The sequence below is a fragment of the Streptomyces sp. NPDC003284 genome (genome assembly GCF_053589675.1).
This window is the reverse complement of the sequence record NZ_JBSFSI010000033.1, coordinates 21884-35178: the sequence shown is the minus strand read 5'-3', so window position 1 is coordinate 35178 and position 13295 is coordinate 21884. Positions and strand designations below refer to the sequence as shown.

Below are 13295 nucleotides of genomic sequence, written 5' to 3'. Positions count from 1 at the left end.
GTGTGGGCCAGGGCCCTCAGTTCTTGGACCACTTCTGGTTGGACGTTCCGGCGCAGGACCACAATTGCAGCCGGGTGCCGTTCGACGTCTGCTTGTCCCGTACGTCCACGCACTTGTCCGCGAGGACGCTGACGAGGTCGTGCCGGACGTTGAGGCGGAACTGCTGCGCGGGTCCGCCGTTGCAGTAGGCCAGTTGGACGGTGGTGCCGTCGGCGGTCGAGGCACCTGCGGCGTCCATGCAGAGCCCGAAGGCGCGTACGGTGCCGTCCGCGGCGAACGTCCACTTCTGGGACCCTGCGCCCGAGCAGTCCTGGATGTCCAGTGGGGACCCGTCCTTGCCCTTGCCTCCGACGACGTGGATGCAACGGTTCGAGGCGTGACCGATGATGCCGACGCCGGCCGATGACGAGGACGACGTTCCCGACCCCGTCCCGGAGGCGGCTCCGGCACCGGAGGAACCCGAGCCCTTCTGTGTCGGGTGGGCCGCGGGGGAGGACTTGGTCCCGCCGCCCTTCGCCGGTCCCCCTGCCGGGGGCCGGGAACCCCCGGCCTTTCCGCCCCCGGTCCCCCCACCGCCTGACACGGTCGCTCCCTTGCCGGACCCGCCGCCTTTCGAGGCGTCGGCGGGAGCCTTCGCGCCCTGCGGACGCGCGGCGTCCGGGTGATCGTCGGCCGGGCCGCCGCTGGAGGCCGCGCTGCCGGACGGACTCGCGTCCGGCAGCGGCAGCGCGCCGGGGACGCCCGCGCGGGGTCCGTCCCCGCCGTCGGGGGCGAAGACCGAGGCGGCGGGGTCCTCGGGGGCCGCGGCGTCGGGCGAGCCCCCGCCGTGGAGACTCACCACCACTCCGGCCACCAGGACCACACCGGCGACCGCCGCCGCCGTGAGGATGCCGCGGTGTGTACCGCGCAGCACGGCCCGGGGCGAACGGCGCGCGGACGCGCCGGAGTCGGCCGCCCCAAGAGCGGGCGCGGCTTCCGGAGCCACCGGAGCCACCGAGGACGCCGGTGCGGTGGCCTCCGGCTCCCGGCCGCCGGTGTCCGCCCGGCTCTCCTGCTTCGAGGCACTCGGGGCACCTCCTTCGCCAGTGCCGGTGGCACCCTCGGTCGGAGGGTCCGCGGCCGCGGACCGCTCAGCCGCAGTGCGCCTGGATGTGTTCCGTTTCGAGGCGCCGCGTTTCTTCGGGGCCGGTGGCACGGTGGTGTGGGTGGCCGCGGCCACCGGCACGCTCGCGGGCACCGCCCGGACGGGCCGCTCTGGTTCGCTGGCTGTCATGAGCTTCCTTCACACGTGTGTGACATGCGACTCATTCCGTATGGTGAGTGTCGGTCACGGGTAGGAGGGAACGGAGCCGCACGCAGCCGGTGGACGCCCTGTGTACCGGCGCCTTCACCTCCGTGCGCTCCCTTCCCGACCTGTCTGCCGTGTTCATACGTATGGCACGGCATGACGGCGTCACAAAAGCGACAGTCTTCTGGCACCTCGGCCTGTTCAAATGCGTATGCGGGGACCAGTTCCGGTCCTCGGTCGCTGCATGACACAGAGCCAGGATGGTTCAGAAAATTATGGCTACGCCCCCCACGGCTGTAAACCGAGCAGACCTGCTCCGGGCCATTATGACGGAACACCGCGACGGGCTCGTCTCCTACGCGGAGAAGATGCTGGGTGATCACGGACTTGCCGAGGACGTCGTCCAGGAGGCCATCATCCGAGCCTGGCGGAACATCGACCGTCTGCTGGGAATGGAGGGCTCGATACGGGGCTGGCTCTTCACCGTGACCCGGCACCTGGTCATCGACTGGGTGCGCAAGCCGCACTCCCGCAGAGAGGTCGTCGGAGCCACGTACAACGACCCGACCACCGGGGCCGACGGGACCGACTCGGTGCACGACACGTTGGTCGCCAAGCCGCTGCTGCGCAGGCTTTCGCCCGAGCACCGGGCCGTGCTGGTGCACATCTATCTGTGCGACCGCACCATCCAGGAGACCGCGGGCCTCCTCGGTGTACCGGCCGGAACGGTCAAGTCCCGCCAGCACAACGCCCTGCGCAAGCTGCGCAGCGTGGCGCAGCTCGAAGCCGCCTGAGACCCGGGAAACCGCCGCCCGGCCCGGGACCCCGGCACATGTCGGGTCAAGGGCCGGGCGGGTGCACGGACACCTCCAGTGCCTCGGTGAGCTGTTTGCGCAGCGACTCGTCCCGTGGACCGCGGTCGGCGTCCCGGACGAGCGCGAGCAGCATCGTGCGTTCGGTGGCCAGCCAGGCCGCCGCCTCGGTGTGTCCGGCGAACCGCTGCGGGCGCACACCCGGGAGCGGCGGTGGCAGGGATGCCGTGCCGTGCCGCGGCGCGAGCAGGGCTACGGCCGCTTCCACGGTGTGCAGATAGTGCTGCCACATCCGTATGTGTGCCTCGGACCGCTCGGCGGACGTGTCGTGCGCGCGGGCGAGTTCGGCGGCGTGCGTGACCGGCAGCGGGTGCGCGGCGTAGTGGCCAGGAGTGGTCTCCGTGAGCAGGCTGTGGTCGGCCAGTTCGGTGAGGTGCCGGTGGGCTGTGCGCGGGTCGGCCGCGGTGAGGCTCGCCGTGGTGTGGACGGTGATGTCCGGGGCCGGGTGCAGGCTGAGGCGGCGGAAGAGGACGGCGGCGCCGGGGGAGAGCGCCTGGTACGTGCGGCCGAGCGCGTGCCGCAGGTCGGTGTGCGGATCGGGCCCGGTGTAGGGGGCGAGTGTGCCGGCCTGGGCCGCCAGGTGTGCGGTGAGGGCGGTCAGCGGGAAGTGCGGGTTGGTCTGGGCGCGGGCGGCGGTGAGGGTGAGCGCCAGGGGGTGGCCCGCGCACAGGTCGGCGATCCGCTGGGCGGCGCCGGGTTCGGCGCGGGTGCGGTGGGTGCCCAGGCGCCGGTCGAGCAGACGCAGGCTCTCGGCCCGGCTCAAGGGGGGCAGCGGGACGACGCGGGCGTTGTGGGTGACGGCCAGACCTTCCAGGCGGCGCCGACTGGTGACGACGGCGAGACCGGCCGCGGTGGTGGGGAGCAGCGGGCGTACCTGTTCGCAGTCGCGGGCGTCGTCGAGTACGAGCAGGAGCCGGCGCTCGGCCAGGGCGGCGCGGTAGAGGGCGGTCAGCGCGCCGTCGCTGGTGTGCCCCTCGTGCGGGACGCCGAGGGCGTCGAGGGCGCTCCGCATGGCCTGCTGGGTGTCCAGCGGTTCGCGGGTGGGGTGGTGGCCCTGGAGGTCGACGTGGATGCGGCCGCCGGGGAAGCGGTCGGCCGACCGGTGGGCGAAATGGACTGCCAACGTTGTCTTGCCGATACCGGGCATGCCGCACAGGACCGCCGTCGTGCCGGATGGACGGTCCGCGCTGGCCGGTCCGAGCAGTTGTTCCAGCTGGGCGAGCTCGGCCTGCCTCCCGGTGAACACCGCGCTGTCCGCCGGGAGGTGGGCGACCGCGGCGCACTGTTCCCGCGGCGCCGGGGCGGGCCCGGCGGTCGCGTCGTCACCGTCACCGCCGCCGTGCTGGAGCAGATGCTGCTGGGCGGCGCGCAGTCCGGGGCCGGGCTCCACACCGAGTTCCTCGGCCAGTACGGTGCGCACCGTCTCGAAGTGGCGCAGTGCCTCGGCCTGCCGGCCGGTCGCCGCGAGGGCCGCGATGATCCGTGAGTGCAGGGCCTCGTCGAAGGGGTGGCAGTCCACCGCCGTCCGCAGCACGGCCAGCACCTCCTCCGCTCCCTCCGGCGCCGAGGTCAGCACCACGTCGGCGGCCTCCTTCGCCGCGGCCACGAACTCGTGCCCCACCGACACGAACGCCGGATGCCCCGACACCGGCGTCCCCGCTGCCACCACCGGCCCCCGCCACAGCCGCAGCGCCTCCACCAGGCACCGCGCGGCCCGCACCGGCTCCCCTGCCCGCACCGCGAGCCGCGCCTGGGCCCGCAGCTCCCTGAAACGCAGCAGGTCCGACGTCGAGGCGTCCACGAGCAGCCGGTACCCGTCCGCCGCGCGGACGAGATGCGCCGCCTGCGCCCGGCTCGAAAGGCCGGGTTCCAGGACCCGGCGCAGTGCGCCGATGTGCCGGTGCACCACATTGACGGCACTGGGCGGCGGATCGTCCTCCCACAGGACGTCCACCGCCTCGCTCAGCGTCAGCGGACCCGGCGCACGCAGCAGCAGCAGGGACAGCAGCGCCAGCCGCTTGGGCGGGCCCACCGTCAGCTCCGCCTCCCCGCGCACCGCACGGACCGTCCCGAGAATCGAGTACCGCACCGCCGCGTCCATCCCGTCGCCGTCCTCGCCCTTCCTCGTCCGTCCGACCGTGCCGGTCGTCCATCAACGTCACCGTTTTAACCGGTGACGAAACCGTCCCACTCGTGGACTCCGGCTGTCAAGCCGCTGGAGTGTGACGAATATGTGCGCTGATGGCTGCCGTTTCACTTTCGCCCGGCCGGTCGTCCGACGCATCAGTCACCTGACCATCAGTTGCGGGGCACCCTTACGTCACCTGTGGGGAACGGTGGGGGTGTGCGGCGCGGAACTCTACGTCATCCGGCCGCGACGGAGTGACGTGTTCCGTGCCCCGTCGCGCAGGTTGCCCGTATGTGTGCCACTTGCTGATCTCCCGACGTGTCTACCGAAGTCGACAGGGCCTAGTCACGGCGAATCGCCGACCGGCATGGCTCCGGTTCCCGGACACAGGGATCCGTCGAGCGCGGACCGGTTCCTCTCGTGTGGGCGTACGTGCGCCCGTACGCCGCGCCGGTCGGACACATGTGCCGCTGCGGCCACCGGGTGCTGTCTCCCGTGCGTCCTGACAACTTCCTTGCAAAGAGGGCTTTTTGCCCACCCGGCCGCGGTCGGCCCGGACAGGCCGTTGTGGTAGCCTCCGTGCCCGTCCGGACATGTTCCGGTGCACGGGGTGTTCCCCGCATGTGCCGTACCGCGCGGGCCTGCCGGGTGTCGTCCCGCGGGTGCCGCCCGAACCGCCTTCCCCCATGGCATCCGCCGAGGAGAAACATGACGAGGCCGTTGCCCGACACCAGCGCACACGGGGATCTCGCCGCCGTCGTGATCAGGACCGACTACGCGGACGCCGACGCCTGGCAGGCCGTCCGGGCAGCGCTCGAAGCCCCCGACGAGTTCGGCGAGCCGGAGTCCTGGATCGTCGACGACCCCGCCTGGGCCGGGGCCGACATGGATGAGGTGCTGGCCGCGGTCGCGGCGGACGAGCACCTGAACGACACGGTCACCGTCGTGTTCGTCGCCGACGCGACCACCATGCGCTCCCCTCTGCGGCCCCTGCTCGCGGTGACCACGTTCACCAGGGAGGACTGCGAGGACGACGAGGAGTACACGGCCCTGACGGAGTACGGCCGCGCGTTCCGTACCGAACCGGCGGGCGTGCACGCGATCAGCGCCAACCTCGAACTCGCCAACATGGACTTCCAGGACTTCTCGGCCGGTGCCGCGGCGGCGCCGCAGCAGGTGTTCCGGGCCGACTGGCGCACGGCTGACTGACGGCGTCGGTCGGCACATCTCCCGGGCGAGCAGACCCGGACCAGCAGAAAGGCAGGACCACCATGTCCGCCACCCAGGCACCGCTCAACGAGGGTGCCCGCCTCTTCGAGGAACTGCTCGCCGTCCACGGCATCATGACCCGGGGCACCGAGGCCGTCGCCGACTCCTTCGCCGGGCTGGACGCGGGCGCGCCGGTCGACGTGAAGACACTGGTGTCCACCGTCCGGTGGCTCGTCGCCTTCGTGCATCACCACCACGAGAGCGAGGACGAACTCCTCTGGCCGGTGCTGCGGGAGAGCTTCCCGGACGCCGTCGCCTCCCTCGACCGGCTGAGCGCGGAGCACGCGGCGCTGGACCAGGACCTCGACGCGCTGACGGCGGCCGTCGATCAGCTGGCCGGGACGGCGCAGAGCGGTGCCGGCCAGGATCTGGGCCTGGCGGTCAAGCGGGGCGCCCAGGCGGCGCAGAGTGTCCGGGACATCCTGGCCGGCCATCTCGCGGCCGAGGAGCCGGTGCTGGAGAAGCTGTTCCCGCAGGTGCCCGACGCGGATGTCGTCCGGCTGCGCAAGGCGGTCACGGACGGTGCCCCGCGCAGCGGCCCGCACCTGGTCTTCGGCTTCCTCGAACACCCGGAGCCCGTGACCGGACGGGACCACATGTACGCGAACTTCCCGCCGCCGCTGCGCTGGTTCAGGGGCCTGCTGCTGAGCAGGTTCCGCAAGACTCTGAAGGCCCTCGCGGTCGGCGTCTGAGCGGCGCCGGCTGCCGCGTCCGCGCCCGTGCGGCAGCCGGGGCGCGCGGCAGCCGGGCCGTGCCGTGCCGGGGCTCAGGCCGCGGCGGGCGCGGTCTTCTTGCGGGCGCGGTACGCGGCGGCCTTGATCTTGTTGCCGCAGGACTCCATGCCGCACCACTGGCGGCGCATGCCCCGGGAGCGGTCGATGTAGACACGGGTGCACTCGGGGTTGCCGCACTCCTTCAGCAGGGGCACGTCCGGGCCGCTCAGCAGCTCGACCGCCTCCCGGGCCAGGGTGGACAGCACCTCCTGCGGGCCCGCCTCGGTCCGGCGGCCCTCCGGGGTCAGCTGGGGCACGGCGGACGGGGTGCGCGCCGTGCTGTTCACCAGGTCCAGCGCGTCGGCCTCGTACTCCTCGCCCAGGCGGCGCGCGGTGACCAGGTGGTAGATCGCCTCCCGCAGCGCCGTGGCCTGCTCGACGTCGGCCTGCTCGCTCGGGGTGACGGCGTCGACGACACCGGACTCCAGGAACCAGGCGTCCAGGCGGTCCGGTGTCACGAACATTTCAAATCGCAGCGTACGGCGGGCACGCAGCGTAGCGGCGAAATCCAGGACCGGATTGCCGCACACGAAGACATGGTCAAGATTCATGTCACCATTTTGACAGGTGACCGCCGCCTCTGCAAGAGTCGTCACCTGTCCAGCCGGTATTCAGTTGTGCGCGGGGTTCACCGTCCCGTGCCGACCCGCCCCTCCCGCGCGGAACCGAGCCGGATCTCCCGGCCCTGCCAGCGCGCGCGCAGCCAGCGGTCATGGCTGGCCAGGACGATCGCGCCCGGCCCGGTGCCGAGCGCCGCCTCCAGCTCGTCGCACAGCCGGGGCGAGAGGTGGTTGGTGGGCTCGTCGAGCAGCAGCAACTGCGGCGGCCGGGCCACCAGCAGGGCCAGCGCGAGCCGCCGCCGCTGCCCGACCGAGACCTGGCCCACCGGCTTGTCCAGGTCCGCCTCGTGCAGCAGCCCCAGCGCGCCCAGCGGCACCGCCTCGGCCCGCTCGGCACCCAGGGCCCGCTCATACGTGTCCCGGACCGACAGCTCCGGCCGCTCGAAGACGGTGTCCTGCGCGAGCAGCCCCACCGTCAGCCCGCGCCGCCGCCTGACCTCGCCCTGCGGCACGAGCCGCCCGGCGAGCACCGCCAGCAGCGTCGACTTCCCGGCGCCGTTGCCGCCGGTGACCAGCAGCCGGTCGGCCGCCGCCACCTCGGCGCGCACCGGCGCGAGCCGCCCCGGCACCCCTGCGCCGTCCAGCGCGACCAGTGGCCCGTCGGCGTCCGCCGCCACCGGCGCGGCCAGTACGGTGCGCGCGAACCGCAGCGGTCTGGGCGGCTCACCGACCTGGGCACGCTCCAGCTCCTCCAGCCTGCGGGCGGCGTTGCGCACCCGCCGGGAGATCTGGCTCTGCACCCGGCCGGCCCGGTGGCCGTAGCCCATCTTCTCGGAGTCGCGCGGGCCCCGGTCCGGTGCCACCCGGTGCGCGGTGACCTGGGCGGACACCCGCAGCGCCGCCAGTTCCTCCTGTTCCTCGGCCCAGCGCCGCTCCCAGCGCTCCCGCTCGGCGTGTTTCTCGGCCAGATACGCGCTGTAGTCGCCGCCGTAGCGGACCGGCCCCCCGACCGCCGGATCGAGGTCGATCAGGTCCGTGCACACCGCGTCGAGGAAGGCCCGGTCGTGGCTGGCCACCACGACGGCTCCGGGCAGCGCGCGCACCTGCTCCTCGACGAAGGCGGCGGCCTCGTCGTCGAGGTGGTTGGTCGGTTCGTCCAGCAGCAGCGCGGAGGGCCGCCGGACCAGCAGCGCGGCCAGCGCCAGCCGCCCGCGCTGGCCGCCGGACAGCGATCCGAGCGCGCGCTGCGGCCCGAAGGCGCCGAGGCCGAGGCCGTCCAGGACGAGCGCGGCCCGCCGGTCGGCGTCCCAGACCTCCCGCTCCTGGGCCTGTTCGAGCCGGGCACCGTACGCGTCGAGCAGCGCCGCGTACCCGGGCGCGTCCTCGGCGGTCCGCGCGAGCTGTTCGGTGAGGTGTTCCAGTGCGGCGAGGTCCGCGCGGGCCTCGCGCAGGGCGTCGTCGAGTACGCCGGCGATCGTCGCCCCCGCGTCGTAGGGCATCTCCTGCTGGAGGAAGCCCAGGTCGGGCGGGCGGACGACCTGGCCGGCGTCGGGTTCGTCGGTGCCGGCCAGCAGGCGCAGCAGGGTCGACTTGCCGACGCCGTTCTCCCCGATCAGCCCGATGCGGTGGCCGGGGGAGGCGGTCAGGGAGACACCGTCGAGCACCCGGCGGTCGCCGAGGGTGCGCACGAGGTCATGGGCGAGCAGGGCGGGCTGAGGCACGGAGAACCTCCGGGAGGTGAGCGGTGTGCGGCCCGCGGGGCGGTGTATGCCTCGGACGCGGGCCGGTGGACACACCGGTGGCTCACACCTCGGGGGCCGCCGTCTCCTTCAGCTCGCCGTCGGCCAGCCGCAGCCAGCGGTTCACCCCGATCTCCCGCAGGAACCGCTCGTCATGGCTGACCACCACGAACGCGCCCTGGTAGGAGTTGAGGGCGCTCTCCAGCTGGCCCGCGCTGACCAGGTCGAGGTTGTTCGTCGGCTCGTCCAGGAGCAGCAGGTGCGGGGCCGGTTCGGCGCACAGCACACAGGCCAGGGTGGCGCGCAGCCGCTCACCGCCGGAGAGCACCCCGACCGGCAGATGGGCACGGGCGCCGCGGAAGAGGAAGCGGGCGAGCAGGTTCATCCGCTCGGCCTCCGGGCGCTGCGGCGCGTGGTCGGCGAAGTTCTCGGCGACCGTACGGTCCAGGTCGAGCACGTCCAGCCGCTGCGAGAGATAGGCGATCCGGCCGTCGGCCCGCCTGAGCTCGCCGCTGTCCGCCGTCAGATCGCCGTTCAGCAGCCGCAGCAGGGTGCTCTTGCCGGCGCCGTTGGGACCGGTCAGCGCGATGCGTTCGGGGCCCCGGATGCCCAGGTCGACGCCCGCACCGGCGAACACCTCCTGGGCGCCGAGGCGCACCTTCAGCTGTTCGCCGAGGAACAGGTTGCGCCCGGCGGGCACATGGGTCTCCGGCAGGTCCAGGGTGATGCGCTGCTCCTCGCGCAGCGCGCGCCCGGCCTCGTCCAGCTTGGCCTTGGCCTCGCCGACCCGCCCCGCGTGCACCTGTCCGGCCCGCCCCGCCGACTCCTGCGCGCCGCGCTTCATGTTCCCGGCGAAGATACGGGGCAGCCCGGCGTTCTTCAGGTTGCGGGCGGCGTTGCTCTGCCGTCGCTCGGCGCGCTCGCGGGCCTGCTGCATCTCCCGCTTCTCCCGCTTCAGCTCCTGCTCGGCATTGCGGACGTTCTTCTCGGCGACCTCCTGCTCGGCCCGGACCGCCTCCTCGTACTCGGTGAAGTTGCCGCCGTAGAAGCGGAGTTCGCCGCCGTCGAGTTCGGCGATGCGCTCCATGCGGTCGAGCAGGGCGCGGTCGTGGCTGACCAGGAGCAGACAGCCGGTGAAGTCGCCCAGCACGTCGTAGAGCTTGTGCCGGGCGTCGCTGTCGAGGTTGTTGGTGGGCTCGTCGAGCAGCAGTACATCGGGCCGCTTGAGCAACTGGGCGGCGAGACCGAGGGAGATGACCTGGCCGCCGCTGAGCGTGCTCAGGCTGCGGTCCAGGGTGAGATCGGCCAGGCCGAGGCGGTCGAGCTGGGCGCGGGTGCGCTCCTCGATGTCCCAGTCGTCGCCGATGGTGGTGAAGTGTTTCTCGTCGACGTCGCCGGACTCCACGGCGTCGATGGCCTGGATGACCGCGGCCACGTCCAGCACCTCGGCGACGGTGAGGTCACCGGCCAGCGGGAGGGTCTGCGGGAGGTAGCCGAGGGTGCCGGAGACGGACACGGAGCCGCTGCCGGGCCGCAGTTCACCGGCGATCAGTTTGAGCAGGGTGCTCTTGCCGGTGCCGTTGGGCGCGACCAGACCGGTGCGGCCGGGGGTGACGGCGAAGGACAGGTCCTGGAAGACGGGGGTGTCGTCGGGCCAGGTGAAGGACAGGTTCGAGCAGACGACGGAGGCGTCGGACATGGAGGCGACCTCATGAGGAGAGAGGCCGGGGCACGGAAGACAGCTGTGCCCCGGCAGTGACAGACGAGGGGCGTGAGGGGACGACACGGAGACCACTTGGGCGATGCCTCGTACGCACCGGCCGGTGGCCTGTCGGGTCCGGGTGTTCACCCGGAGATGTCGTCGTCCACCACCATGTCTGAGCTCCTCAGGAAAGGATCAAGGTCGCTTCCAGTTTAACAGCATGGGTGGCGAGAGCGGGTTCCACGTTCTCGCCACCCATGCGCGGGCCCGCCCGCACACATGTGCCGCCGCCCACGGCCGGTCAGGGCAGGAGCAGCAGCTTGCCGGTGGTCCGGCGCGACTCGATGTCCGCGTGCGCCCGCGCGGCCTCCTTCAGCGGGTACCGGCCGCCGATGCGGACCTTGAGCTTCCCGGCGAGCACCATGTCGAAGATCTCGCCGGTCCGCCGCAGCAGGGCCTCGCGGGTGGGCACGTGGTGGGACATCACCGGGTACGACAGCAGGATGCTGTTGGGCAGGTCGGTGGGCCGGAACGTCGGCACACCCATGATGGGGCCGTAGTAGGCGTGCACACCGTGCGGGCGCAGGGCGAGCTGGGAGGAGCGGAAGGTCTCCGTGCCGCCGCCGTCGAAGACGACGTCGGCGCCCTCGCCGCCGGTCAGTTCCTTGATCCGGTCCTCGAAGCCGCCGCCGGACCAGACCACCACGTGGTCGGCGCCGGCCTCCTCGGCGACGGCGACCTTCTCCTCGCGGGAGACCAGACCGATGACGGTGCCGCCCCGGGCCTTGATCATCTGGGTGAGGAGCAGGCCCACGCCGCCCGCCGCCGCGTGCACCACGGCCGTGTCGCCCGGCTTGACGGCGTAGGTCTCGGTGCTGAAGTGGTTGGCGGTGATGCCCTGGAGCATGAGGGCGGCGGCCGTCTCGTCGCTGATGCCCTCGGGCACCTTGACCAGCGAGTCCGCCGGAACGGCCAGCAGTTCGGCGTAGCTGCCGGGGTGGTAGTACCAGGCCACCCGGTCACCGACGGCCAGGTCCTCGACGCCCTCGCCCAGCGCGGTCACGTAGCCCATGCCCTCGGCGCCCAGGACCAGCGGCGCGGCCCAGCCGGGCGCGCCCTGGCCGCGGGCGCCCGTGTCCATGTAGTTGACTCCCGCGGCACCGAGGCGGACCAGTGCCTCGCCGGGGCCGGGGACCGGATCAGGCAGCTCGGTCCACTCCATGACCTCGGGGCCGCCGTGCTCCTTGATGTGGATCGCATGCATGGGGGGATACCTCTCCGCATAGAAATAGAGAAACGTGTGGTCGAGCGGTCGTGGTACGAACCGTAGAAGCATTCGAATGGACTCGCAAGTCCAAAAAATGGAGCCGCATTCTCCGGCGATTCGGACATTCTCCTGCGCGCGTGCCGCACTGTCGATATCACCGTCACCGCTCTGATGGGTGACGATGGTAAGGTGATGACGTACGCTCTCCGGACGGGCACGAAAACATGTGTCTTGTGCGTTCCGTAGGTGTGCATGCGTCGGTGTGCCCGCCGCCGACCCGGAGCGGCGGGGACTCACCGTGACTGCGAAGGAGCACTGACCATGGCAGTGGAACAGCCCAGGAAGAAGGCGGCCGAAGGGGCACCGGTGGGGCGCCGGGCGCTGCTCGGCATGCTCGGTGCGGGGGCCGCCGGACTCGCCGCCGCGCCCTACCTCCAGAGCGGCTGGGAGGGGTTCCTCGCCAAGGCCTCCCAGGTCGACTCGACCGGACTGACCGGACTGCTGCCCAACCCGGGCGGCTTCCGCTACTACAGCATCGTCGGCTCGGTCCCGCACAAGGACGAGACGAACTACGGGCTGAGGATCGGCGGCCTGGTCGAACGGCCGAGGACGTACACGCTCGCCGACCTGCGCGCGATGCCCCAGACCCGGGTCGTCGCCGACGTGCTGTGCACCGACGGCTGGCGGGTGGACGACACACCCTTCGAAGGGGTGAAGCTCTCCCATCTCCTCGACGACGCCGGGGTGCGCGACAACGGCCAGGCGATCCGCTTCACCTGTTTCGACGGCGCCTACAGCGAGAGCCTCACCCTGGAGCAGGCCCGCCGCTCCGACGTGCTCGTCGCGCTGAACATGCAGGACAAGCCGATCACCCATGAACACGGCGGGCCGGTCCGGCTCTTCGTGGCCCCCATGTATTTCTACAAGTCGGCCAAGTGGCTGTCCGGCATCTCGGTCACCGACTCGGTCGTCCCCGGCTTCTGGGAGGAGCGTGGCTATGCGGTCGACGGCTGGCTCGACGGCGCCGACCGGCACGCGGCCTGAACGGCCCGGCCGGATCAGGCGGTTCACGGCCGCCGAGCGCTGGGTGCACCGGGCCACCGGGTACCTGATGCTGCTCTGCCTGGTGACCGCCGCCTGCCTCTACTTCGGGCCGCTGGCCCAGCTCGTCGGCCGCCGCCACCTGGTGGCCACCGTGCACGAGTGGTCCGGCATCCTGCTCCCGGCCCCCGTCCTGCTCGGCCTGCTCTCGCCCGCCTTCCGGGCGGACCTGCGCCGGCTGAACCGCTTCGCGGTCTACGACCGGCGCTGGCTGCGCGCGGCCCGCCGCAGGCTGCGCGGCCCCGAGGCGCGGCCCGCCGGGAAGTTCAACGCGGGCCAGAAGCTGTACGCGGGCTGGATCGCCGGAGCGGTGCTGGTGATGATGTTCACCGGCCTGCTGATGTGGTTCATGGGGCTGCTGCCCTTCATCTCCCGCACCAGCGCGATCTTCGTGCACGACGTCCTCGCCTGGGCCATCGCCGCGGTCCTCCTCGGACACCTGCGCAAGGCGTACGAGGACCCGGAGGCGCGGCTGGGCATGCGCACCGGCTGGGTCGACCGCGCCTGGGCGACACGCCATCACGCCAAGTGGCTGGAGGAGGAGCCCGTGGGTACCGTGTCCGGGAAGACACGCGAGAACGCCGACGACGGCTGAC

The 13295-nt window shown here is 72.2% G+C and carries 11 protein-coding genes; 5 read left to right on the top strand and 6 right to left on the bottom strand.

The features are described 5' to 3' along the window. Positions 1 to 16: 16 nt before the first annotated feature. Entirely contained in the window at positions 17 to 913 is an 897-nt protein-coding gene (locus ACWDYF_RS36300; protein ID WP_389474407.1) for a ricin-type beta-trefoil lectin domain protein, read from the bottom strand. Positions 914 to 1548: 635 nt separating this feature from the next. Between ACWDYF_RS36300 and ACWDYF_RS36295 the strand changes: the two genes are divergently transcribed. Beyond that, positions 1549 to 2082 (top strand): sigma-70 family RNA polymerase sigma factor, encoded by a 534-nt coding sequence (locus ACWDYF_RS36295; RefSeq protein WP_389474405.1) that lies wholly within the window; start codon positions 1549 to 1551, stop codon positions 2080 to 2082. 46 nt (positions 2083 to 2128) lie between these two features. Here the strand turns inward: ACWDYF_RS36295 and ACWDYF_RS36290 are convergent, their stop codons facing one another. Beyond that, positions 2129 to 4261 carry an AfsR/SARP family transcriptional regulator gene (locus tag ACWDYF_RS36290; protein WP_389474403.1) on the bottom strand — a complete coding sequence of 711 codons (2133 nt, stop codon included), beginning with the start codon at positions 4259 to 4261 and terminating at the stop codon, positions 2129 to 2131. Positions 4262 to 4996: 735 nt separating this feature from the next. Between ACWDYF_RS36290 and ACWDYF_RS36285 the strand changes: the two genes are divergently transcribed. Together ACWDYF_RS36285 and ACWDYF_RS36280 are read left to right on the top strand one after the other, a co-directional pair. Then, positions 4997 to 5497: a DUF6924 domain-containing protein gene (locus tag ACWDYF_RS36285; RefSeq protein WP_389474401.1), complete on the top strand. Its 501-nt coding sequence runs from the start codon at positions 4997 to 4999 to the stop codon at positions 5495 to 5497. A gap of 62 nt (positions 5498 to 5559) precedes the next feature. Continuing rightward, positions 5560 to 6249 carry a hemerythrin domain-containing protein gene (locus tag ACWDYF_RS36280; RefSeq protein WP_018569314.1) on the top strand — a complete coding sequence of 230 codons (690 nt, stop codon included), beginning with the start codon at positions 5560 to 5562 and terminating at the stop codon, positions 6247 to 6249. A gap of 74 nt (positions 6250 to 6323) precedes the next feature. Here the strand turns inward: ACWDYF_RS36280 and ACWDYF_RS36275 are convergent, their stop codons facing one another. The 4 genes from ACWDYF_RS36275 to ACWDYF_RS36260 form a co-directional block, all read right to left on the bottom strand. Next, on the bottom strand, positions 6324 to 6881 hold the full coding sequence (locus ACWDYF_RS36275; protein WP_026252764.1) for a CGNR zinc finger domain-containing protein: 558 nt from the start codon (positions 6879 to 6881) through the stop codon (positions 6324 to 6326). Positions 6882 to 6958: 77 nt separating this feature from the next. Then, positions 6959 to 8611 carry an ABC-F family ATP-binding cassette domain-containing protein gene (locus ACWDYF_RS36270; RefSeq protein WP_389474399.1) on the bottom strand — a complete coding sequence of 551 codons (1653 nt, stop codon included), beginning with the start codon at positions 8609 to 8611 and terminating at the stop codon, positions 6959 to 6961. Positions 8612 to 8693: 82 nt separating this feature from the next. Then, positions 8694 to 10328: a ribosomal protection-like ABC-F family protein gene (abc-f, locus tag ACWDYF_RS36265; RefSeq protein ID WP_389474397.1), complete on the bottom strand. Its 1635-nt coding sequence runs from the start codon at positions 10326 to 10328 to the stop codon at positions 8694 to 8696. A gap of 304 nt (positions 10329 to 10632) precedes the next feature. Continuing rightward, complete coding sequence (locus tag ACWDYF_RS36260) at positions 10633 to 11595, bottom strand: quinone oxidoreductase family protein (protein WP_389474395.1); 963 nt, start codon at positions 11593 to 11595, stop codon at positions 10633 to 10635. 324 nt (positions 11596 to 11919) lie between these two features. On the opposite strand from ACWDYF_RS36260, the gene ACWDYF_RS36255 reads away from it, so the two are divergent. Next, positions 11920 to 12642 carry a molybdopterin-dependent oxidoreductase gene (locus ACWDYF_RS36255; protein ID WP_026252765.1) on the top strand — a complete coding sequence of 241 codons (723 nt, stop codon included), beginning with the start codon at positions 11920 to 11922 and terminating at the stop codon, positions 12640 to 12642. Then, positions 12596 to 13294 carry a cytochrome b/b6 domain-containing protein gene (locus ACWDYF_RS36250; RefSeq protein ID WP_018569320.1) on the top strand — a complete coding sequence of 233 codons (699 nt, stop codon included), beginning with the start codon at positions 12596 to 12598 and terminating at the stop codon, positions 13292 to 13294. Before ACWDYF_RS36255 ends, ACWDYF_RS36250 begins: the two co-directional genes overlap by 47 nt. Position 13295: the final 1 nt, after the last annotated feature.